The 23,692-nt window shown below is 34.8% G+C and carries 15 protein-coding genes and 1 tRNA gene; 9 read left to right on the plus strand and 7 right to left on the minus strand.

Annotated features, from left to right (window positions below):
* Window positions 1–57 precede the first annotated feature (57 nt).
* Both GJJ64_RS07285 and trhO read left to right on the plus strand, forming a co-directional pair.
* A complete protein-coding gene (locus GJJ64_RS07285; protein WP_154287060.1) occupies window positions 58–2,235 on the plus strand; it encodes a DUF5686 family protein in 2,178 nt (725 codons plus the stop codon).
* A 107-nt stretch (window positions 2,236–2,342) separates the two neighbouring features.
* The gene (trhO, locus tag GJJ64_RS07290) at window positions 2,343–3,296 is read left to right on the plus strand and encodes an oxygen-dependent tRNA uridine(34) hydroxylase TrhO (protein ID WP_154287061.1); all 954 of its coding nucleotides are present in this window, start codon (window positions 2,343–2,345) and stop codon (window positions 3,294–3,296) included.
* A gap of 69 nt (window positions 3,297–3,365) precedes the next feature.
* Here the strand turns inward: trhO and trxA are convergent, their stop codons facing one another.
* Window positions 3,366–3,662 carry a thioredoxin gene (gene trxA, locus GJJ64_RS07295; protein WP_154287062.1) on the minus strand — a complete coding sequence of 99 codons (297 nt, stop codon included), beginning with the start codon at window positions 3,660–3,662 and terminating at the stop codon, window positions 3,366–3,368.
* Between the two features lie 292 nt (window positions 3,663–3,954).
* Between trxA and GJJ64_RS07300 the strand changes: the two genes are divergently transcribed.
* The 4 genes from GJJ64_RS07300 (at window position 3,955) to GJJ64_RS07315 (ending at window position 7,265) form a co-directional block, all read left to right on the plus strand.
* Window positions 3,955–4,611, plus strand: coding sequence for a DUF2064 domain-containing protein (locus GJJ64_RS07300; RefSeq protein WP_154287063.1), 657 nt, complete (start codon window positions 3,955–3,957; stop codon window positions 4,609–4,611).
* Between the two features lie 154 nt (window positions 4,612–4,765).
* Complete coding sequence (locus GJJ64_RS07305; protein WP_039448244.1) at window positions 4,766–5,101, plus strand: arsenosugar biosynthesis-associated peroxidase-like protein; 336 nt, start codon at window positions 4,766–4,768, stop codon at window positions 5,099–5,101.
* A 2-nt stretch (window positions 5,102–5,103) separates the two neighbouring features.
* Window positions 5,104–6,174, plus strand: coding sequence for an arsenosugar biosynthesis radical SAM (seleno)protein ArsS (arsS, locus tag GJJ64_RS07310; RefSeq protein WP_154287064.1), 1,071 nt, complete (start codon window positions 5,104–5,106; stop codon window positions 6,172–6,174).
* A gap of 32 nt (window positions 6,175–6,206) precedes the next feature.
* Entirely contained in the window at window positions 6,207–7,265 is a 1,059-nt protein-coding gene (locus GJJ64_RS07315) for a methyltransferase domain-containing protein (RefSeq protein ID WP_154287065.1), read from the plus strand.
* Window positions 7,266–7,331: 66 nt separating this feature from the next.
* On the opposite strand, the gene araA is transcribed toward GJJ64_RS07315, so the two are convergent.
* The 4 genes from araA to GJJ64_RS07335 all read right to left on the minus strand — a co-directional run bounded on the left by araA (window position 7,332) and on the right by GJJ64_RS07335 (window position 12,110).
* A complete protein-coding gene (gene araA, locus GJJ64_RS07320; RefSeq protein ID WP_154287066.1) occupies window positions 7,332–8,822 on the minus strand; it encodes an L-arabinose isomerase in 1,491 nt (496 codons plus the stop codon).
* 123 nt (window positions 8,823–8,945) lie between these two features.
* Window positions 8,946–9,644: an L-ribulose-5-phosphate 4-epimerase gene (locus tag GJJ64_RS07325; RefSeq protein WP_154287067.1), complete on the minus strand. Its 699-nt coding sequence runs from the start codon at window positions 9,642–9,644 to the stop codon at window positions 8,946–8,948.
* A gap of 33 nt (window positions 9,645–9,677) precedes the next feature.
* Window positions 9,678–11,345, minus strand: a complete 1,668-nt coding sequence (locus tag GJJ64_RS07330) for a ribulokinase (RefSeq protein WP_154287068.1) — start codon at window positions 11,343–11,345, stop codon at window positions 9,678–9,680.
* A 117-nt stretch (window positions 11,346–11,462) separates the two neighbouring features.
* Window positions 11,463–12,110: an HAD family hydrolase gene (locus GJJ64_RS07335; RefSeq protein WP_154287069.1), complete on the minus strand. Its 648-nt coding sequence runs from the start codon at window positions 12,108–12,110 to the stop codon at window positions 11,463–11,465.
* A 109-nt stretch (window positions 12,111–12,219) separates the two neighbouring features.
* On the opposite strand from GJJ64_RS07335, the gene GJJ64_RS07340 reads away from it, so the two are divergent.
* Window positions 12,220–12,306: transfer RNA gene (locus GJJ64_RS07340), tRNA-Ser, on the plus strand.
* Window positions 12,307–12,579: 273 nt separating this feature from the next.
* Complete coding sequence (locus GJJ64_RS07345) at window positions 12,580–15,717, plus strand: glycoside hydrolase family 2 TIM barrel-domain containing protein (protein WP_154287070.1); 3,138 nt, start codon at window positions 12,580–12,582, stop codon at window positions 15,715–15,717.
* A gap of 548 nt (window positions 15,718–16,265) precedes the next feature.
* Here the strand turns inward: GJJ64_RS07345 and GJJ64_RS07350 are convergent.
* On the minus strand, window positions 16,266–17,642 hold the full coding sequence (locus GJJ64_RS07350) for a sulfatase-like hydrolase/transferase (RefSeq protein ID WP_195759252.1): 1,377 nt from the start codon (window positions 17,640–17,642) through the stop codon (window positions 16,266–16,268).
* Window positions 17,643–17,695: 53 nt separating this feature from the next.
* The gene (locus tag GJJ64_RS07355; RefSeq protein ID WP_154287072.1) at window positions 17,696–19,186 is read right to left on the minus strand and encodes a sialate O-acetylesterase; all 1,491 of its coding nucleotides are present in this window, start codon (window positions 19,184–19,186) and stop codon (window positions 17,696–17,698) included.
* 429 nt (window positions 19,187–19,615) lie between these two features.
* Here GJJ64_RS07355 and GJJ64_RS07360 point away from each other — a divergent pair, with 429 nt between their 5' ends.
* Window positions 19,616–23,689, plus strand: coding sequence for a two-component regulator propeller domain-containing protein (locus GJJ64_RS07360; protein WP_154287073.1), 4,074 nt, complete (start codon window positions 19,616–19,618; stop codon window positions 23,687–23,689).
* Window positions 23,690–23,692 lie beyond the last annotated feature (3 nt).

Here is a 23,692-nt window from a genome sequence, read left to right on the forward strand (position 1 = left end):
AAAAACCTTTAATTTAAGAAAGATTTTAGCGGGGTATTTTGTTTCGCTGTACCAAATATGAAAAGTACACTGGTATTGCTATTGATGTTGTGCAACTTTTATGGATTTTCTAATCCAAGAGGGAAAGCTACAGGTATAGCAGACAGCATTATCAGAAAGGTAATAGAAAGAAATAAAGTAGATAGCTATCTTACCCTAGAGGCTGAAGCTTATCTTAAAAATTCACACATCCTTCATAAAGCTCCAAAAAGATTTTTGGGTAAAAAAGTAACCTCTTTATTAAAACTAGAATCTAATGAAGAGCAAGTTTTATCGCTTTATGAAGCTAGCTCGAAACTTTATTTCTCTAAAACAGGAGAGATAAAAGAAGATGTAAAAGCTTACAAAACTTTAGGCAAATACAGAACCTGGGAGTTTAAGCATGCTGCAGATTTACAACTCAACTTTAATAAAGATTATATCACCCTTGAGGTTTTAACACCTAAAAAGTTTGTATCGCCTATTGCCAAAAACGCTTTTAAATTTTACAAGTACGAGCTAGAAAAAACAGAAACAGATAAAAAAGGTAATAAAACAGATATCATTAAAATAATACCTAAAAGTAAGTTTTCTCCTGCCTTTAATGGCTACATACACATCAACAACAAAACTCAACAGATTTGTAAATTGTCTTTAACATTAGGTAATAATGCAGGCATTAGTTTTATCAATCAAATTAAAATAGAGCAAAATTTATTACAGATAGACAGTACTTATTACCCTACTGAAACCAAAATCACCTATCAAGGTAATTTAGCAGGGTTTTACTTTAGTGGTACTTGTGTAGCAACCTATCGATATATGCACAATACGGTTTTTGCTAAAACTTTTGCCCCTTTAGAAGTACTAAAAATACAAACTCAGGATAGCAGCTCAAATAATTATGTGGTAAGTAGAAGAACTATTCCGTTAAACCCTCTAGAGCAAAAAGCTAGCTATAAACATGATAGCTTAAAGAATAGCCAAGGCGAACGAAAATACTTAGACTCTTTAGATAGGCTTACTTTAAAACAAAGGCTTTATCCTTTACTTTTTAGCAGATTTAAGTTCCAAAACTCTTATAGAAGATATACTTTTTACATGGATGCTGTTGCGCCTTCTTTATTTTATAATACAGTAGAAGGACCTGGTATAAAATACGGTGTTGAGTTTATTAAATATGCCTATAATGGCAGCTCTTGGCAAATAAGACCGGAGATAAGATATGGTTTTAAGAATAACGAGCTTAATTCTGACTTATCTTTTTCTTGGCTTTATGACCCTAAAAACAGAGCAGCTGTAAACTTTAGTTTAGGAAGCACTTACCGAGATTTAAACCCTAATGGAACCCTAAGCACCTTAAATAACTCTTTAAATACCTTATTATTTGAACAAAATTTCTTGAAATTATATCGTAAAGAGTATGCCAGTATATCCTCTGGAAGAGAGCTTACAAATGGACTTTATTTTTCTGGAGGTGCAGAGCTCTCTAAAAACATATCAGTATCTAACAATTATGACTATGCCCTAAGAGATATTAAAACCAGAAATTTCACCTCAAACAACCCTTTTGACCCTATTAATGGAGGAAAATTATTTCCAGACCATACTACTTTTAGATTATCTGGTTCTTTGATTTATAATTTTCATCACCACTATACCACCAAAGAAGGTATTAAAATTTATCAGATACCTAAAAACCCTAGGTTAATTCTTTCTTACAGAAAAGGCATACCTAACATACTAGGTTCTGAGACTGATTATGATTTTATTGAGCTAGAAATACAACAAGAGCGTTTAAATTTAGGTCTATGGGGCTTTTCATCTTTTTCTTTTTCAACAGGTAAATTCCTGAATAACAGAACCAATTATTATCCAGATTGGAAGCATTTTTTGGGTAATAATGCCTTGGTATTTAACAGTAATTTAAAAAGCTTCCACTTTCTTGATTTTTATGCTTATAGTACCGATAAACAATTTATTGAAGCCCACTACGAGCATAATTTCAATTCTAAATTTATTGGAAGATTGCCCTTATTAAGAAAGTTAAAACTACAAGAATTAGCAGGCGCTGCTTACCTAGGAAGCCCAGATAGAGGAAGCTATTATGAATTTTATATTGGCTTAAGCCGATTAACAGTTAGGGCAGATTATGCCATCTCTTTTGGCGAAAATGGTAAGTTAAACCAAGGATTTAAGCTTGCATACTCTTTCTAAGTATTTAAATAGCCGCTATTTGTGATGTATATCACTTTTATAATCTCCCTAAAAAACATACCTTTGCAGCTCATTTAACACTGTTTACAGCAGTATCAATGAAAATAATGAAAGCATACCAAACACTTCTTTATTACTGTTATAGCCACATCCAGGATGCGGAGCAGTACGCAGCAGACCATCTAAAATTTTGTAAAGATTTAGGCTTAACCGGCAGAATTATCATTGCGGATGAAGGATTAAACGGAACAGTATCGGGCACACGTGAGCAATGTAAAGCTTATATGGATTATGTTTATGCTGATGGTCGTTTTAATGCTACAGAATTTAAGATTGACGATGTTGACGAGCCTTCTTTCATGAAGATGCATTGCCGTTATAAGTCGGAAATTGTACATTCTGGATTAAAAGACCCTAACGTTATAGATCCTACTAAAAAAACAGGAAAGCATTTAGAACCAAAAGAATTCATGGAAATGAAAGACCGTGATGATGTGGTTATTTTAGATGTTCGTTCTAATTATGAACATAACTTAGGTAAGTTTAAAAATGCTATCACTTTAGATATTGATAATTTTAGGGATTTCCCTGCCATGATAAATGAACTGGCACAATATAAAGACAAAAAAATACTAACTTATTGTACTGGCGGTATTAAATGTGAAAAGGCTTCTGCTTTATTGTTACATGAAGGTTTTAAAGATGTTTACCAATTACATGGCGGTATTATTAAATACGGTAAAGAAGCCGGCGGTAAAGATTTTGAAGGTAAATGTTATGTTTTTGATAACCGTATAGCGGTTGATGTAAACTCGGTTAACCCAGTGGTGGTTTCTACTTGTAGAAATTGTGGCAAAACTACACCTAAAATGATTAACTGTGCCAATCCAGAATGTAATGAGCACTTTACCCAATGCGATGAATGTGGATGGGAATTAGATGGTGCTTGTTCTACAGCATGCAAAGAACATCCGCGTAAGCGCCCTTATGATGGTACTGGTTATTATGTAAAAGTTCCTCAACCTGTAAATAAGAAAAAAGTAGCATTAGCAAACTCTTAATATCATAAAAATGCCCTCAAAAAAGTGTCTAACTTTTTGGGGGCACTCTAGTTTGGTTCGCTTTTTTTATTAGCTAATACTAGAAATTAGTCTTTTTAATTCATTTACAGGCACAACGCCAGATTGTCGCCATTTAACCTCGCCATCTTTAAATAAAATTAAGGTTGGCACACCTTGCACATGATAGGCCGCCGCCGCTTGAGGGTTTTTATCAACATCAATTTTAATGATGGTGGCATTATCTCCTACCTGTTTTTTCAATTCGTCTAGCATGGGCGACATCATTTTACAAGGGCCGCACCAAGTAGCAAAAAAATCTACGAGTACGGGTTTACCAGAATTTATAATTTCTTTAAAATTTGCCATTTCTTACGCTCCTTTCTCTAATATATCTTACAATAGTTGCCATATTTAAGGCCAAATAAACTACCAATACAATTAATAGTCCTTTTATTTTACCCAGCCTTAAGCCTAATAAAATTAAGAAACTAAGTGCAATAATATGTCTGTAGAATTTAAACTTTCCCAATTTCCATCAAATTACCAAATGCAAATATCAGTTAAAAAGGAAGGCTTACTAAAACTATTTATTATATTTATTGTAAAAGATATAAATCCGGTTTAACCGATACACCGTATTTAAAATAAAAACATCAGCATGTCTAAAACCGCCATTATCATTTTTTCCCATTTGCCAGAAATAGAGGCTAGGATAAAAGATTTTGCAGGTTTTAAAAATACCAGAAGAGTATCTGAACTTTTTACTAAACATTTTATAGAGCTAGCAAAAAACACCCATACTGATACTTTTTGGTACAATACTTTAGTACAAGAAGGCCAAAACTTTGGCGAACGTTTAGCCAATGCTTTTGAAAGCATGTATGCTAAAGGTTACGATGCTGTAGTGTGTATCGGGAATGATTGCCCAGAACTTCAAGTACAAATGCTTTATAAAGCTATAGAAGAAGTTGAAAATGGTAAAACGGTTTTAGGACCAACAACAGATGCTGGCGCTTACTTAATTGCTATACCTAAAAAAGCTTTTCATAAAACGCATTTTTTACAGGTGAAGTGGCAAAGTAGCTATACCTATAAAGATTTAAAAGCCCTGTTCCAAGATGAAGAGTTGCTTGAATTGAAAGAGCTTCAAGATTTAGATTATTTAGCTGATTTTTATCAGTTAAAAGAAAATAAACTTGTTGCTACAGCTCTTGAATTTATTCATCCTGCTACAAAAAGCATACTTAATCATACTTTTTACTCACAAAAAAGCATAAGAAATTACGATTTCAAAGCTCCGCCTATTATTAATTAGGCATACACCATTCAAACATTTTTTCATTTTAAAACAAACTAACTTATTTAATGAGGTTGCTTTTGTAAATGTGTTGATGCTGCCTTGAATATAAGGCGATTTCTTTCTTCACAACAAATAAGAACTCTTAAAAAAAAAGCTACAAACAATATTTATGGCTAAGAACTATTTCAATCCGGAAGATTTAAAAAAATTTGGAAACATTACTGATTTCCAAGAAGTGCTAGGTAAAAAATTCTTCGATTATTACGGAGAAGTCTTTAAAGAAGGAGCATTAACTGCTAGAGAAAAATCTCTCATTGCTTTAGCTGTTGCACATGCCGTACAATGTCCTTATTGTATTGATGCTTACTCTACAGATTGCTTACAAAAAGGTGCAGATGAAGAACAAATGATGGAAGCGGTGCATGTAGCAGCTGCCATAAAAGGCGGTGCTACACTAGTTTTTGGTGTGCAAATGATGAATCATGTTAAGGAACAAACCATGTAATTATGGGTGTAAAACAAATTTCAAAATCGCTTAAAGCATCAGGAAATGCTCTTGGTGATCATTTTTATCAATTAAAAGTATTATCTCAAAAAGAGATAGAAGATGGTCGTTTTGAGAATTTTAACAATAAAATAAATACAGCTGGTGTACCCGTTATTAAACCTAGTCATCTAGAAATATTTCAGCTTAACATAGGAAAATTATGTAACCAAACTTGTGCACATTGCCATGTTGATGCCGGGCCAGACCGTAAGGAAGAAAATATGTCTTTTGAAACACTAGAAAGATGTTTATACCTTATTAAAACTTACGGATTTAAAACCGTAGATATTACTGGTGGCGCACCAGAGATGAACCCTCATTTTAGATGGTTTGTAGAAAACTGTAGTATTTTAGGCGTAAAAGTAATGGTAAGATGTAACCTCACCATCATTATGGCTAATCAGAAATATGCTGATTTACCTCAATTCTTTGCGACTAATAAAGTTCATGTTGTATCCTCTTTACCTCATTTTTCTGCTTCAAGAACTGATGCACAACGTGGAGATGGGGTTTTTGAAGATTCTATTGCTGCCTTAAAAAAGCTGAATGATGTAGGTTACGGAAAAGAAGATTCTGGTTTGATGATAGATTTAGTTTACAATCCTTCGGGAGCTTTTTTACCTGGCGACCAAACTACATTAGAGGCCGAATTTAAAAGACAGCTTAAACGTAAATTTGATATCGTTTTTAACAATCTTTATGCTATTACCAATCTGCCTATCAGTAGGTTTTTAGATTATCTATTAGAAACTGGCAAATATTTAGATTATATGCATCAACTGGTAGACGCTTTTAATCCGGCAACTTTAAACGGCTTAATGTGTAGAAATACCATCAGCATTAGCTGGGAAGGTTATATGTATGATTGTGATTTTAACCAAATGCTTGATTTAAAATTTACCGGAAAAGCCAAACATATCAATGATTTTGATGTGGATGAAGTATTAAACAGAAATATTATTGTAAATAACCATTGCTATGGCTGTACCGCGGGCTCAGGAAGTAGCTGTGGAGGCGAAATAGCATCTTAAAGGTTAGTATAAATATCAAACAAAAAATAAGAATGTCTAACATACACGAAGAAGTACAACATTATTACGGTAAAGAATTACAGCAAAGCTCTGATTTAAAAACAAGTGCCTGCTGTACATTGGCGCCACCCCCTAAACATATACAAGAGGCTTTAAAACTTATTCATGATGAGGTAGTTATTAAATATTACGGTTGCGGATTAACCATACCTAATCAGTTAAAAGGACTAAAGATATTAGATTTAGGTTCTGGAAGTGGCAGAGATTGTTACATTGCCGCACAACTGGTTGGCGAACAAGGGCAAGTTGTGGGTGTGGATATGACACCAGAACAACTAGAAGTTGCCAACAAACATCTGGAATATCACCGTGAGAGATTTGGCTATCAAAAATCTAATGTAACTTTTGTTAAGGGAAATATAGAGCAATTAGACAAGCTTGGATTTGAGCCTGAGAGCTTCGATTTAATTATTTCTAACTGTGTGATAAACCTGGCTACAGATAAGCAAAAAGTACTTAACGATGCTTATAAGCTCTTAAAAAAAGGTGGCGAAATGTATTTTTCTGACGTTTATGCAGATAGACGCTTCCCTAAAACTTTACAAAATAACCCTATACTTTGGGGAGAATGCTTAAGTGGCGCTCTTTACTGGAATGATTTTCTAAATTTTGCTAAAAAAGCAGGTTTTACAGACCCACGCGTTGTAGAAGACAAGCCTATTGCCGTAAACAATGAAGAAATTGAGGCTTTAATGGGCGAGATAAAAGTATACTCTGTAACTTATCGTTTATTCAAAATTGATGGTTTAGAAAGTGATTGTGAAGATTACGGACAGGCCGTTGCTTATAAAGGTACGGTTGAAGGCGCTCCACATGCTTTTGATTTAGATAATCACCACCATTTCCCTAAAGGCAAACTGGTAAGTGTGTGCGGAAATACCTACAAAATGCTTCATGATACCCGTTACCGGGATGCTTTTGACTTTTACGGAACCTGGGATACCCATTATGGAATATTTGAGGGTTGCGGTGGTAATATCCCTTTTACCACAACATTAGATGGTAGCTCGCCAGGGGTTTCTTGTTGTTAAAAAGTCCTTATAGAAAAGGCCTTGTAGCAAAACTACAAGGCCTGATTCTTAGAAAAATTAAATTGATTATTTATAATAAACCTCATTCCATCTCAATTCATTTTTGAATTGATATAAGTTGGTGTCTTTACCTATTAAAACAAACTCAACATCAGCAATTTCTGCAAAACTTTGGATATGCTCTGCTGTTAAGTTTTGGCTGTAACAAGTATGGTGTGCACCACCAGCTAAAATCCATGCAGCACAACCTGTGTACATATCTGGCTGTGGTTTCCATAAAACTCTTGCTACAGGTAATTTTGGTAAATCATGCTCTGGCGCTACAGCATCAACCTCGTTCACTAAAATTCTAAAACGGTTGCCCATATCTACTACAGAAACGTTAATAGCCGGACCAGCTGCCGAATTAAATACCAAACGTACAGGATCTGCCTTACCACCAATTCCTAATGGATGAATCTCGCATTTAGGTTTAGCATCAGCAATAGAAGGACAAATCTCTAACATATGAGAGCCTAAAACCTGAGGGTTAGCTGGGTCGAAATGGTAAGTATAATCTTCCATAAAAGAGTTACCACCTTTTAAACCAGTACCCATCACTTTCATAGTGCGTACCAAAGCGGCCGTTTTCCAATCGCCTTCACCAGCAAAACCAAAACCTTTAGCCATTAACCTTTGAGAAGCAATACCCGGCAATTGTTTCATACCATGTAAATCTTCAAAAGTATCGGTAAAGGCGGTAAAGCCACCATCGGTTAAAAAGCGCTCTAAACCTAATTCTATTTTAGCGGCATCTCTTAAAGATTGATGTTGTGCACCACCTTTAAGCAAGCTATCCACCAACTGGTAACTATCGCCATATTCTTGAATAAGTTTATCTACCTCGGAATCAGAAACAGTATCAATAACTTTTACCAAATCGCCAATACCATAGCCATTTACTTGGTAACCAAACTTTATTTCAGCCTCAACTTTATCGCCATCGGTAACAGCTACGTAACGCATATTATCGCCAAAACGGGCAACTTTAGTTTGGTTAGAGTCTTTCCAAGCTGCTGCAACACGAGCCCAATCACCAATTTGAGAAATGACATTTTCATCTTTCCAATGGCCAACAACTACCTTACGGTTAATGCGCATACGCGATACCATGAAACCAAACTCCCTATCGCCATGTGCGCTTTGGTTAAGGTTCATGAAATCCATATCTATGTTAGCCCAAGGAATATCACGATTAAACTGTGTATGCAAGTGTAGCATAGGTTTTTGCAATACTTTTAAACCACCAATCCACATTTTTGCTGGCGAGAAAGTATGCATCCAAGCAATTACCCCAATACAATTATCGGTTACGTTTGCCTGTTGGCAGATGTTAAAAATCTCATCAGGAGATTTTACAGTTGGTTTAAATACTACCCTTACCGGGATAGCACTTGCCTTATTTAATGATTCTGCAATAATTTGAGAATGCTGCGCTACTTGCTTTAGCGTTTCTTCGCCATATAAATCTTGGCTACCTGTAATAAACCAAAGTTCAAATTTTTTTAAATCTATCATTTTGATGTTGTTTTCCTCGGCCTAAAAACCCTAAAAAAGTTGGATTTCCATGGCTTTTATAATGTTAATTGATTAATAATCTCTATCTATTGTATCTAAAATCTAGTATCTCACATCTAGCGTTTATTGTCCATAGTAAGAACCTTCGCCATGCTTTCTATCGTAATGTTTCTTAATTAAAGCGTCTTTTAACTTTGGTACTTGCGGATTAATTTGCTCAGTTAAATAAGCCATACGAGCCATTTCTTCTAAAACAGCACTGTTATGTACAGCTTTATCAGCCGTTTTACCCCAAGTAAAAGGTGCATGGTTGCCTACTAAAATCATCTCTACATCGCTATTACTTAAACCTCTTTCTTTCAAGCAATTGATGATTTGAAAACCGGTTTCATATTCGTAATTGCCTTTTATCATTTCATCGCTCATTGGCGGAGCGCAAGGAATATCACAAGTGGTATAATCTGCATGTGTAGTACCATAAATAGGAATATCTCTTTGAGATTGCGCCCAAGCCGTGGCATAAGTAGAGTGTGTATGCACTACGCTATTGATATTATCCCAATGCTTATATAAAACAGCATGCGTTTTAGTGTCTGATGAAGGTCTTAAATCTCCGGCAACGGTATTTCCATCAAAATCTACAATTACCATTTGCTCTACCTGAAGTTTGGTATAATCTACTCCGCTAGGCTTAATCGCAAAAACACCCAAATCTCTATCAGCAACACTTACATTTCCGAAGGTAAAAATCACCAGATTTAACTCTGGTAAACGCATATTAGCTGCATAAGCTTCTTCTTGTATTTTTCTATATTTATTCATTTTTTTCAGTTTACAGTTATAGGTTTCTGGTTATCAGTTGTTCTCTATAAAAGCTCCCATAGCTTTGTATTTTTCGTATCGAGCTTGGTAAAGCGCTACATTTTCTTGATTAGGGAAATACTCATCGCTAAAACCATGTCCCATAGCTTCCATAGCATTTTCTACAGTTGGATAAAAACCTGCTACGGTTGCGGCAAACATTGCTGCACCTAAAGCACAAGTTTGGTCTGATTGATGAATCCTGATAGGCATATTCATCACATCGGCCATTACCTGCATAATGTAAGCCGACTTTTTGGCTACTCCACCTAAACCAATTAAGCCTTTAACAGGGATACCTTGCTCTATAAAACGATCCACAATTTTCTTTGCACCAAAACAAGTAGCCTCAACCAAGGCTTTAAACATAGCAGGCGCATCGGTACCTAAATCTAAACCCCAAAAAGCACCTTTTAATTCTTGATTAGCATCTGGCGTTCTTCTTCCGTTTAACCAATCTATGGCTAATTCATCTTTTACATCAAGCGGCAAAGCTGCAGCAGCTTTACTAAGTTTAATGATGATTTGCTCGTTATATTCTTCTCTTAACTTCTCTTTTTGTTCTTCAGAAATAGCGTTTAAATCGGCCAGAATTTGCTCTAGAGGCCATTTTAGCATTTTTTGGAACCATGCATAAGCATCGCCAAAAGCAGACTGACCGGCTTCTAAACCACTCATACCCGGTATGATAGAACCATTTACTTGTCCACAAATACCTTTAACCAATTTACCTGTCATTTCAGCAGAAGGTGCTACCAACATATCGCAGGTAGAAGTACCCATTACTTTACTTAAATGGTATGGCTCTATTTGGCCGCCAACAGCACCCATGTGTGCGTCAAAAGCACCAATTCCGATTTTAACATCGGTATTTAAGCCTAGTTTTTTCGCCCACTCTGCACTAAGTGTACCAGCAGCTTCTGAAGCTGGTAAAACTTCCTGAGAAACTCTTTCTCTTAAACCTTTTAAAAGAGGATCTAAAGAGGTAAAGAAATCTTCTGGTGGGAAACCATTAAATTCCTCGGCCCATAAAGCTTTATGGCCTGCAGCACAAACCCCTCTTTTTAATTCTGAAACATGCTGAGCTCCGGTTAGTAAAAACGGAATCCAATCGCAATGCTCTACCCAAGAAAAAGCAGCATTTTTAACGCTTTCATCAACCCTTAAGGTTCTTAATATTTTTGCCCAAAACCATTCTGAAGAGTAAATTCCGCCAACGTATTTTAGGTAATTGGTATCAAATTTTTCTGCGTGTTTATTAATCTCGGCAGCTTCTTTTAATGCAGTGTGGTCTTTCCACAGGATAAACATGGCATGGGGGTTTTCTGCAAACTCTGGCGTTAAAGCCAAAGGTACACCCTGCTCATTAACCGCTACCGGTGTAGAGCCTGTTGTATCTATAGAAATAGCTTTTACTTGTTGTGCTATGTTTGCACCTACTTGCTCTAAACAAGCTTTTATAGTTTGTTCTAAGCCTTCAATATAATCTAATGGGTGTTGTCTAAATTGATTTTGACCAGGGTTACAGTATAATCCTTTTTTCCAACGGGGATAATAAAAAACCGAAGTAGCAGCAATTGCACCATTTGAGGCATCTACCAATACAGAACGTACAGAATCTGTTCCGTAATCTACCCCTATAACATATTTACCTTGACTCATTATTAAAGAATTTGAGATTTATAATAGCATCGCAAAATACAATTTATTTTATTAAGTGTATAATTTACATTTATTTATTTTTCCAAAAAATTTCATAAGGGCAAAAAATCATTTTTTTTAAAAAAGATTTAGATTCTGATAGTTAGCTGTAAAAGTTAAAATATTACTATAGGTGTTAAAATCAGCAGGTTCATGCAGGGTAGTAAGTACAACACTTTTCATATTGGCATTTTGTGCTGCTTCAACTCCCTTTGGTGCATCTTCGAAAACCACACAAGCACTTGGAGCTACCCCCAGAAGCTCTGCTCCTTTTAAAAATGTTTCTGGATGTGGCTTACTTAAAGCAACATCATTTGCGCTTACTATAACAGGGAAATACTCGCGGATATGCAGGTTATCCAAAATAAAATCAATATTGAATGGAATAGCGGCCGAGCCTATAGCCATTTTGATACCTTTTGATTTTGCATTTTCTAGATAATCACCTAAACCATCAATAAGTTTCATGTGAGCTTTATACTCGGCTTGGTAACGCTGTTCTTTTTCCATAGAAAGCTTATCCATTTGCTCTTGTGTGAAATAGCCTTTCCCAAAGACACGCTCTAGCAATTCTTGGTTTTTACCGTACATCTGTAAAACGGTTTCTTCAAAAGTGATATCGGCTTTTAAATCGTTGCTTAAAATATCATACCATGCTCTGGCATGAAACTGCATATCGTCTATAATGGTTCCGTTTAAATCAAATAAATAAGCCTGATAGTTCATATCTCGAAAATTTTAGAAAGCTAATTTAAGCTTAACGTTTAAATTAGGAGATATTGTTCTGTAAAATTGAAAGAATTAGTTAGTTTTGCATCCCCCGAAAGGGGAAACCGGAGAGGTGTCTGAGTGGTCGAAAGAGCAAGCCTGGAAAGTTTGTATACTGGCAACGGTATCGTGGGTTCGAATCCCACCTTCTCCGCAAAATACATCCTAAATCCTCGTAAATATTTCATTTACGAGGATTTTTTGTTTTTAAGATTAACAGAAATTAAAGCCCTAAAACTTTGACAATATTTTTAGCTAGTTAGAACTTCTAATCAGCTCAATATCTTGCAAGATAAAATTTCACCACATTTCTACCATCACACCTTAATACCCTCACTTGAATTAATTCTACCCTTATATTGAATCTTTTAAAGCCCCTTCTTAACACATCTTATAGCTATTTTTGAAGGATAAACTTATTTCATCCATGTATAAATTTATATTTTTTAAAATAGCACTTTCGGCTGTGCTTGTGGCTAACTATGCCTTTGCACAAAATAAAATTTTCTCTTACCGCGAATGGGAAGACGAAAAGATTGTCCATATCAATCTAGAAAAACCTCATGTAACATTTACTACTTATCAAAATGTAAATGATGCTTTAAAAGACGATTTTTCGAAATCAAACCAATACAAATTATTAAATGGCGATTGGAAATTCCATCATGTTAACCAACCAGCGCAACGCCCTTTAGATTTTTTTCAAGCTAATTTTGATGATAGCCAATGGAAAACTATAAAAGTACCCGGAAACTGGGAGATGAACGGTTTTGGTATTCCTATTTATACCAATATTATTTATCCGTTTCCTAAAAACCCGCCTTATATAGACCATGCTTTTAACCCGGTTGGTACTTATAGAAAAGACTTTACAATACCAGAAAACTGGGAAGGTAAGCAAACTTATATTCACTTTGGGTCTGTTTCTGGTGCTATGTATTTATACATTAACGGGCAAGAAGTGGGCTTAACTAAAGCGAGCAAAACCCCGGCAGAGTTTAATATTACTAAATATCTGAAAAAAGGAAAAAATACCATTGCTGCACAAGTTTTTAGGTGGCATGATGGTAGCTACCTAGAAGACCAAGATTTTTGGCGTTTATCTGGTATAGAAAGAGATGTTTACATTTTTGCTAAAAACGATTTCTGCATTACTGATTTTTCTGTTAAAGCAGATTTAGACAATAGCTATAAAGATGGCTTATTGAACGTTGATGTAGCTTTTTCTTCTTTCAAGAAAGAGCCTGCTCATAACTATCAAGCTGTTGTTCATTTATATGATGCCCAGCAGAAATTGGTTATAGAACAATCTAAAAATATAGACAATAATTTATCATCTGATTTTAGTGCTAAAATTAAAGCACCTTTTAAATGGACGGCAGAAACGCCGTACCTATACACCATGGTGATTAGCTTGAAAGATAAAGCAGGAAAATTAATTGAAACTACAAGTAGCAGAATAGGTTTTAGAAAGATAGAAATTAAAAATGCACAGCTTCTGGTTAATGGTAAAAAAGTTTATTTCCACGGTGTTAACAGGCATGAGCATGATGATGTTACAGGGCGTGTTCCTAATAAAGAAACCATTATCAAGGATATGCAGTTGATGAAGCAAAACAATATCAATGCAATAAGATTAGCACATTATCCTAATGACCCAATAGTTTATAAACTGGCCGATGAGTATGGCTTCTACATAGTTGATGAAGCTAATATCGAAGTGCATGGCATGGGTGTTTTACCTGGCAGCTTTGATCAATCTGTACATCCTGCTTATTTAAAATCATGGGCTCCGTCTTTTCAAGATAGGATAGAAAGGATGTTTGAAAGAGATAAAAATCATGCATCGGTTGTTATCTGGAGCATGGGAAACGAGTGTGGTAACGGACAAGTATTTTTTGACGCTTACAAATGGTTAAAAGCTAAAGACCCTAGTAGACCAGTTATGTTTGAGCAGGCCATGGAAGAATCTAATACAGATATTGTTAGCCCTATGTATCCAAGTATTTCTTATATGGAATCTTATGCGGCAGATAATACCAAAACCAGACCTTACATTATGTGCGAATATGCCCATGCTATGGGTAATAGTACTGGTAATTTCCAGCGCTATTGGGACATCATCATGAGTAGCAAGCATATGCAAGGTGGCTTTATTTGGGATTGGGTAGACCAAGGCATTAAAGCTAAAAACGAAATTGGCGAGCAATATTATGCTTATGGTGGCGATTTGGGCGGTTTGCACCTTCAAAACGATGAGAACTTTTGTGCAAACGGGTTAGTAGCTGCCGATAGAACTCCGCATCCAGGATTATACGAGGTTAAAAAGGTTTATCAAGATATTTTATTTAAAGATAAAGACTGGAAAAAAGGTATCATCACTGTAAGGAATCTATTTAGCTTTAAAAATTTAAACGATTATAACTTTAAGTGGGTAATCATCAAAAATGGAGAGCCTCTTAAAAACGGCACTTTTAATGCGGTAGTAGATGCACAACAAGAAAAACAAGTGACCATAAAATTACCACCTATTAACTTTAATGATGGTAACGAGTATCTATTAAATGTTTATGCTTATACCAAACAAGCTTCTGCCCTAGTGCCTGCAAATTTTGAGATAGCAAGAGAACAATTTGGTTATGATGCTGTAAATTATTTCAAAAAGGATATCCAAAACCAGGGAACTTTAAGTATTCAAAAAGATGGTAACTTTTTAAATTTCAGTTCGGGAGATATTAAAGGTACTTTCAATATCAAAACAGGCTTCTTAACACATTATAGTATTAAAGGCGAATCGGTTTTAAATGCCATACCAGAACCTTATTTCTGGAGAGCGCCAACCGATAATGATTTTGGAAGCAAAATGCAGAATACAGGAAATATCTGGAGAACTGCACATCTTAATAAAATAGCTACAAAAGTTGAAATTGGAGAAAAAACTGCCGAAGGTTTAACCATAAACGCTACTTATCGTTTAACTGATGTTGATGCAATCTACATCACAAATTACACCATTTTAAATGATGGAGCTATTAAAGTGGATGCTAGCATTGATATGACGAATAAGAAGTTGCCAGAGCTTCCGCGTTTTGGCATGCGATTACAAATTCCGCTTAGTTTAGACAACTTAGCCTATTATGGTCGTGGTCCATGGGAAAATTACAGCGACAGAAACACTTCGTCTTTCTTAGGTCTGTACCAAGATCTGGTAGCTAATCAGTTTACGGCAAACTACATCAGACCGCAAGAGAATGGTTATAAAACCGATGTAAGATGGATAACATTAAAAGATAAAAACGGAACTGGCATCCAAATAAACGGTTTACAACCTTTGGGTTTTAGTGCTTTAAAATACACGACAGAGAATTTAGACCCTGGTTTAACTAAGAAAAATCAACATCCGGTTGATGTGCCTCTGGCAAAATCTATAGCCGTACATGTTGATTTAAAACAACGAGGTGTTGGCGGTGATAATAGCTGGGGAGCTTTACCCCATAAACAATACAGATTGCTAGAAAGCAAATATGCATACAGTTATATACTAAAGGCTGTTAATTCTAAATAACACAAAGCGGCTATCTCTTAAGAAATTATCATATCGTATGAGTTGAGTCGAAACTTTCTTCTGGGTATATCAGATAAGGTTTCGACTCTTCTATTTATAAATCTTTTAAACTCGAGGCTTCCTGCACAAGTCTTTCCTACCCTAGCCGGGTAACGGCTTTTTTCTTTTCCTTGATGAAAAGAAACAAAAACGAGGAACGAGTTCATGAATGCCTAAGAAAAACCATAAACAAAAAATGAATAAATCAAGGCTAATAATATTTGTTGTTTCGTCTAAATAAATCTTTATCTACAATCCTGAGTAGTGTGAAAGGTTTTGCTTTATGGAAGTTTTTACAACACCCGTCGGATTGTTTTCTGATAATGCTCTAGGAAAGTTTATGCAAAGATTTATTGACTATACTTCCAAATCTTCATAGGCCACCATTCGTTCTTCGGAGTAAGTTTGTCTTAATATTAAAGGCAGTTCCTAAATATCCGTTCTTTAGGAATCTTTATACTTTTACTTTCTACTCCAAATAATAGTAAATATTCATAAAACTCAAATAGCTATTTAACCTCTTTAGGCTGAATCTTTTTAGGTTTCTGATTATTCATTAAAGCTTTATGAATATCAGAAGTAATCTGCATCCATTCTGGTTCTTCAAACCATAAAGGGTCAATTAAGCCCCTCTCCCACCTTAATAAAGCTTTACTTAATGATTTATATTGTTTTGTTTCTTGTTTAGATAAGTCTTTAGTCTCCCCAATATCAGCTTTTAAATTATAAAGAACTGTACCGCCTTCTTTAATCCTGATAAGTTTATAATCGCCTTTACGTACTGCGGCTGCTTCATCTTTTCTCCAAAACAATTGCTGATGACCTTTTTCCTTCGCTTTAAAAGGTATCAAACTAGCACCATCTATCGGTTTATGAGTAGGATTTTTAGCATCTACAATAGCCAAAGAAGTAGCATAAATATCTAAAGATGAAACCAGTTTATCTGATTTTACTCCCTCAGGTAATTGCCCCTTCCAACTCATGATAAAAGGCACCCTATGGCCGCCTTCAAATTTATTCCCTTTCCATCCCTTTAAAGGAAATACCGTAGATTGATTATTATTGGCACCACCATTATCACTTAAAAAGAAAATCAGCGTGTTTTCTAGTAATTTTTCAGTTTCTAGCTTTCTCATCACTTTACCAATATTTTCATCTAAAGACCATGTCATAGCGGCTAGTAATTGTCTAGGATGATTTTTAAATCTTTCCAAATCTTCTTTTTTAGCATGCATAGGGGTATGTACCGCATTAAAAGACAAGTACATAAAAAAAGGCTGATTTTTAAATTTATCGATATAATTAACGGCAGCATCTCCTAAAACATCGGTTAAATAACCCTCTTTAAAATCTATATGGTTTTGGTTATGTCTGATAGCATTAATGCTACCCGGTTTATCATCTTTCGGATTTGAAAAATAACTTCTAGAACCTCCTAAAAAGCCATAAAATTCATCAAAACCTCTGGCATTTGGCCTATATACTTCTCTATCACCTAAATGCCATTTCCCTATGGCGATAGTTTTATAACCTTTTTGCTGTAAGGTTGCGCCAAGGGTAATTTCAGAAACATCTAAACCTAGGCTATCTCCAGTTCCATTACACTCGAAACCGAAACGTTGTTGATATCTGCCGGTAATTAATCCGGCTCTAGACGGAGAACATACTGTAGCGCTAGTATGTGCATCAGTGAAAACGATACCACTTTTAGCTAACTTATCAATCTCTGGTGTTTGCAAATCTTTTGACCCCATAAAGCCAAAATCTGCATAGCCTGCATCATCAAGTAAAATAACAATGATATTAGGTTTTTTAGTGCTTCTTTCTTGGGCTTTAAGTACGTACGGAACAAGCGCTATTACTACATAAACGAACAGGTACTTCATAAACATTTTCATTTGCTGCTATTAAAGTTTTTAGTTTTTTATCTCAATTAGTTTTACCAATCATCTGTTCTAAATGGTACTGCTGGCAGTCCATCCTTATTATATAAATTTGCTTCGGGGTTGCTAGACCAAGCATAGCGTACAGCAACAGGCTGTGCTACTTTATCAGAAGTTAGGATGATTTTATTTCTTACAATTTTAGCTTTGGCCCAATAGAATTTCTTATCGGCACCAGCCAATTCAAATGCTTTTAGTTCACCTTTTGTGGTTAAACCTTTACCTACATGATAAAAATTTAGGGTTACTTGGTTATTTTTTATGGTTTTGTTGGCATAAATTGGCCCGCTATAGGTTATAGATTTACCATAAGCAATTGCCTTAGCTGCTAGGTAAAGTCTTTTGCCAACATCTTTTTTATTCTTTGGATGAATATCTTTAGCATCGCCAATATCAATGGTAACCGCCATACCTGTATAAGGCACTTTTAAAGTAGCTGTTTGTGCTTCTCTAAGTAAAGCCCAGTTATCTGCAAATACAGGTTCTACATTTCTGGCTCTAAAATTTGCCAACTGTACAAATAAGAAAGGCATTTCATCTTTTTGCCACTTGGCTCGCCAATCTTTAATCAGTAAAGGAAATAAGCTGTGATACTGTGCTGCTCTACTAGCATTATTTTCTCCTTGATACCAAATAACCCCCTTAATTTCGTAAGGAATAAGAGGCGCTATCATGGCATTAAAAAGTGCAGTTGGATAGTTTTTCTCTTTTGGAAGTACTGGCGCTTTAGCTGGAGGTGTTGCCTTTTTTGCAAGTTCGGCCTCTTTTAAATAGTTAAGATAGAGTAATTCCCAATTGGCTTCAAGTTTTTGATATTTGAGAACAGAATCTTTAAAATCTGGGTGTTGGATAAGGCTTTCGCCCGATGTCCATGCTTCTACAGGAGTTGCCCCCCATGATGCAGAAATAATACCAACAGGTACGTTTTGGTCTTGATATAAATCTTTAGCAAAATAATAAGCTGCTGCAGAAAAGCCTCCCGCATTTGTTTGATTACATACTTTCCAACTTCCTGCAACAGCAGTTAAGGGTTGATGACTGATATTTAAACCAACATTGAAGAGTCTTATCTGATTGTAATTTGCCTGTTTTATTTCCTCAGCAGCTTGGTTAGTCTCAGACAATTTCGTTTGCATATTAGATTGTCCGGAAGCTAACCAAACTTCACCAATAAGAATATTCTTTAGAATTAGTGTATCACTTTTTGAAATGATATTGAGCTCTTGCGGAATACGATTAGCTCGCATTTTAGGTAATTTCACCAACCATTTCCCGTTTTCATCTGCAATAGTTTCGAAGCTTTTACCTCCAAAAACAATTTTAATTTCTTGTTTTGCTTGTGCTGTTCCCCAAACAGGGATTGCTATACCTTGCTGCAAAACCATATGATCTCCAAAAATACTTGCCACTTTAATCTCTTGAGCTAGAGCACTAAAGCTGATCAAAGAGAAACATAGAACTAGAAGTTTATAGCAATAAGATTTCATGTAAATACGCTTTAAATCTAAAATTTAATTTCACCATTAGATTTAAAAAATATTGGTTTAAACAGCCCAAAATAAGGGTACAGACATGTCAAAGAAAAATCAAGATGAGCTAAAAGTACCCCTCTTTTGAACTGTTTTAAATATCTAGCCTAAGCATATTAATTTTAATTTAGAAACCACAATTGTATTTTGAATTTGCCTTAAAAGTTAAAGAAATGATGAAACTAAATCGCTATGAGTATGCTGTATATTTTGCATTAATAGCAGTGTTCCTTTTATTGATTATGATGTAAAAAATAAACCAAAGGAGTACGGTATATTTTAAAAATTAAGGTATATTTAATTAACCTAAACAAACCAATTAAATACTTCACACATTGCTCATGGTATGCGAATACGATATAAAAGCAATTATTTTGTTTGATAAAGATGTTTAAACTTATAATTTGTTGTTTTTGTGTGTTTTGCTATTCTTTAGGTCTTACCGCCCAAGAGAATGTTAATACATTTTTGTCTATTGATAATGGATTAGTAAACAATGAGGTTACATCAATAAAACAAGATAAATATGGGTTTTTATGGTTTGGTACCCGTGGTGGACTTAATCACTATGATGGTTATAACCTAAAATTATTAAGAAATAAATCAAGCTCTACCAATAATTTATCTAGCCAAGCTGTTGAAGCTATGCATGCCGGAAAAGAGTTTCTTTGGATAGGTACCAAAACAGGTGGATTAAATAAATATGATTTTCTAAAGGATAGCATCACCAGTTATATAATACCTGGTGTAGAGGGGGTTATAGATATATTTTCTGTTTATGAAGATCAAAATGGAGATGTTTATGTTGGCTCTTCTAAAGGGCTTTACTATTTAAATCAAAAAACACAAAAGTTTAAACAGATAGATAAAAGTATCGCCAACAGCATTATTGCCGACGGTAGGGGTATGATTTGGACTGCAACCACAAGTGGCTTAAGAAACTACAACAAGAACAAAAAGCTTATTTCTGAGATTAAGTTTGGACTTAACTTTGTTACCCTTACCTCTTTAGCTTTAGATAAAAAAAGAAATACGCTGTACATAGGAAGCTGGAACAAAGGGTTGTTTATTTATAATTTTATTACCAAAGCTTTTAAAAATTATACCCATGACCCTAAAAACCCTAATAGCTTAAGCAATAATAATACTTACAGAGTTTTACTAGATCAAAACGGATTTTTATGGGTAGGTACTTGGGGCGGTGGCTTAAACAAATTTAATATCAACAGCCAAAATTTTACTCGTTATGTATTTTCTTCGGCAGACAATTTAAACTACATTAATAAAGTTGTTTTAAGTATAGAACAAGACCACTCTGGTGTGATTTGGTTTGGTACAGAGGGTGGTATTTACAGGATAAACCCTCACAAAAAGAAATTTTATAACATCACCCATCAGTATAACAAACCAGGGAGCTTAATAAACACCCATATTGTATCGGTATTAAAAGACAGTAATCATGCTTTATGGGTAGGTACTAAAGATGGTGGTTTGGTTTATTCTGCAGATGGAAAAACCTTTACCAAAGTTAATTTACCGCTGCCAGTTAGCTTTAATTTTAGAGTGAATACTGTTTTTCAAGATGGTAGTAAGCTATGGATAGGCACTAACGAAGGCTTATTTATCATGGATGGCTTAAAGCCAAACAGTAAGATTAGCAGGTACATCAGCTCTGATGAGAAAACAAGCATCAGTGCAAATAAAATTACAACCATTATTAAAGATAAAGCTGGTATTATTTGGTTAGGCACCCAAAATAACGGATTAAATAGAGTTGTTGGATATCAAAAATCTGGCGAACCTTTAGTGAAAAGATATGCTCTTTCATCTGCTCCGGATAAATTACAAAGCGAGCGTATCACTGCTATGTTTAATGACAAAAAAGGAAGACTGTGGATAGGTACTTTTAATGGTTTACACCTTTACAACAGAAATAAAGATGGGTTTAAAAACTTCCAACACTATATTAAAGACTCTACTTCTATTAGTAATAGTATTGTTTTAAGCATAGCGCAAGATCAAAAAGGTACTATTTGGATAGGTACACCAAACGGACTTAATAAATTAATAGAAAAGCAAAATCAAATTAGTTTTAAAAATTATTTTGCTAGAGATAATTTCCCTAACGATTATATACATGCCATTTTACCTGATAAAAAATCTAGAATTTGGATAAGTACCAATAAAGGGATAGCCAGTTTTAATACGGCTACAGAAGAGTTTAAAACCTTTGATATAAGAGATGGTTTGGTATCAAATGCATTTGCAGAAAATGCAGCTTTTGCTGATGCTAGCGGTGTTTTTTACTTTGGTGGTATAAAGGGTATTACTTATTTTAACCCAGATAGCATTAAAATTAATGAAATGCTACCACCAGTATATTTCACCAACTTATACATTAATAATAAACAAGCTGTTGTAGGCGAAGAAATTGAAGGCAATGTAGTTTTAAAACAATCTTTATTAAAAACGCCACACATTACCCTAAATTATAAGCAAGATTTCTTAACCATTTCTTTTGCAGCATTAGATTACCATGCATCAGATAAAAACCAATACACTTACCGCTTAAAAGGCTTTGAAAATGAATGGGTTAACGCTGGGCGTAGACGTAATGTAACCTACACAAATCTTCCGGCGGGTACTTATACCTTAGAAGTTAAAGCCTCAAATAGTGATAATATTTGGAATCATAAAGGTGCAGCCTTAAAAATCACCATATTACCACCACCTTGGAAAACTTGGTGGGCAAAACTTATTTATGTATCTGTTTTCTTGTTTTTACTATGGCTATCAAGATATATTGGTTTAAACAGGTTAAGATTAAAAAACAAATTAGAACTGGCTAACCTAAGCTTAAAAAGAGAGCGTGAAATAACAGAGATAAAATCAAAATTATTTACCAATATCTCTCATGAGTTTAGAACACCATTAACTTTAATGATTGGTCCGCTTGATGACTTATCTAGAACAGAAAATTTAAACTTTGGGGTAAGAAAAACAGTTTTAAGCCTTCAAGATCAAGCTAAAAGATTATTAAATCTTGTAAACCAACTATTAGATTTTCAGAAAGCAGAAGCGAACAAGCTAACTCTAAATGCCACTAAAGGAAATATGGTTTCTTTTAGCAAGCAAATATTTTATTCTTTTAGGAATGAGGCTAACAGAAGGAATATAAAATTTCAGTTTTCTTCTTCAAGTAGCCAAATTATGCTTGATTTCGATGAGGAGAAAATGACCATCATTTTATATAACCTCTTAGCAAATGCATTTAAATTTTCTAGTACCGGAGGTACAGTTAGTTTAACTGTAAATACCTTAGATGAGCAAAATACCTCGTATTGCGAAATTATTGTTAGTGATACAGGTAAAGGCATCAGCGAAAGCGAAAAAGAAAAAATATTTGATAGGTTTTATCAAGTAGCTAAGGCTGAAGCAGGAAAATTTGCTGGTACGGGCATAGGTTTAGCATTTACCAAAGATCTTGTTTTATTACACAGCGGCAGTATTACGGTTGATAGCGAGTTACAAAAGGGTAGTTCTTTCCGGATATTATTGCCTCTTCAGGCACATCAAAACATAGATTTACCAGTTTACGAGGCTTTAGATGAAGATTTAACACCTGAAGAAACCATTATAGAAGAGGCTGATGAGCGTTTAAACGAAGCAACTGAAACTGTAAAACCTATTGTGCTTATTGTAGAAGATAACACAGAAGTAAATGAATACTTGGTTTCTTTATTAAAAACAAACTATCAAACTTTTACAGCCTTTAACGGGAAAGAAGGGTTGAAAATGGCTTTAGATATTATCCCTGATGTTATCATTAGCGATGTTATGATGCCTGAAATGGATGGATATACATTGTGTCATGAGATAAAATCAACATTGAGTACCTCTCACATTCCGGTTATTTTATTAACTGCCCAGTCTGATTCATCAGCACATTTAAAAGGCGTTAATGAAGGTGCCGATGTATATTTATCTAAACCTTTTAACTCGCCTATACTACTTTCTCATGTTAGAAATTTACTAGAATCAAGAAAGAAGCTAAAAGAATTGTTTACACAAAAAGTAAGCTTAGGACCAAGTGAAGTAGAAATTACATCTTTTGAGGGCGAGTTTATTAAGAAAATCATCGCTAAAATAGAAGACAACCTAAGTAATTCTGATTTCAATACCGATGAACTGGCAGAGGAAATGAATATGAGTAGATCAACATTTTATCGTAAGCTAAAAGCTATTACAGATATGTCGGGCTCAGAGTTTATCAGATTTATTAAAATACAAAGAAGTGCGCAGTTGCTGTTATCAGGAGAGTATACCATTAAACAAATTGCATATGAAGTGGGCTTTAATGATACCAAACACTTTAGAAAATGTTTTATTAAACAGTATAATATGACTCCTTCTGATTACATCAAGAAAGAAGGCGGGCAACAGGTAAAAGACGAAGACTGATAG

It is taken from the genome of Pedobacter puniceum (assembly GCF_009674685.1).
Lineage (GTDB): Bacteria > Bacteroidota > Bacteroidia > Sphingobacteriales > Sphingobacteriaceae > Pseudopedobacter > Pseudopedobacter puniceum.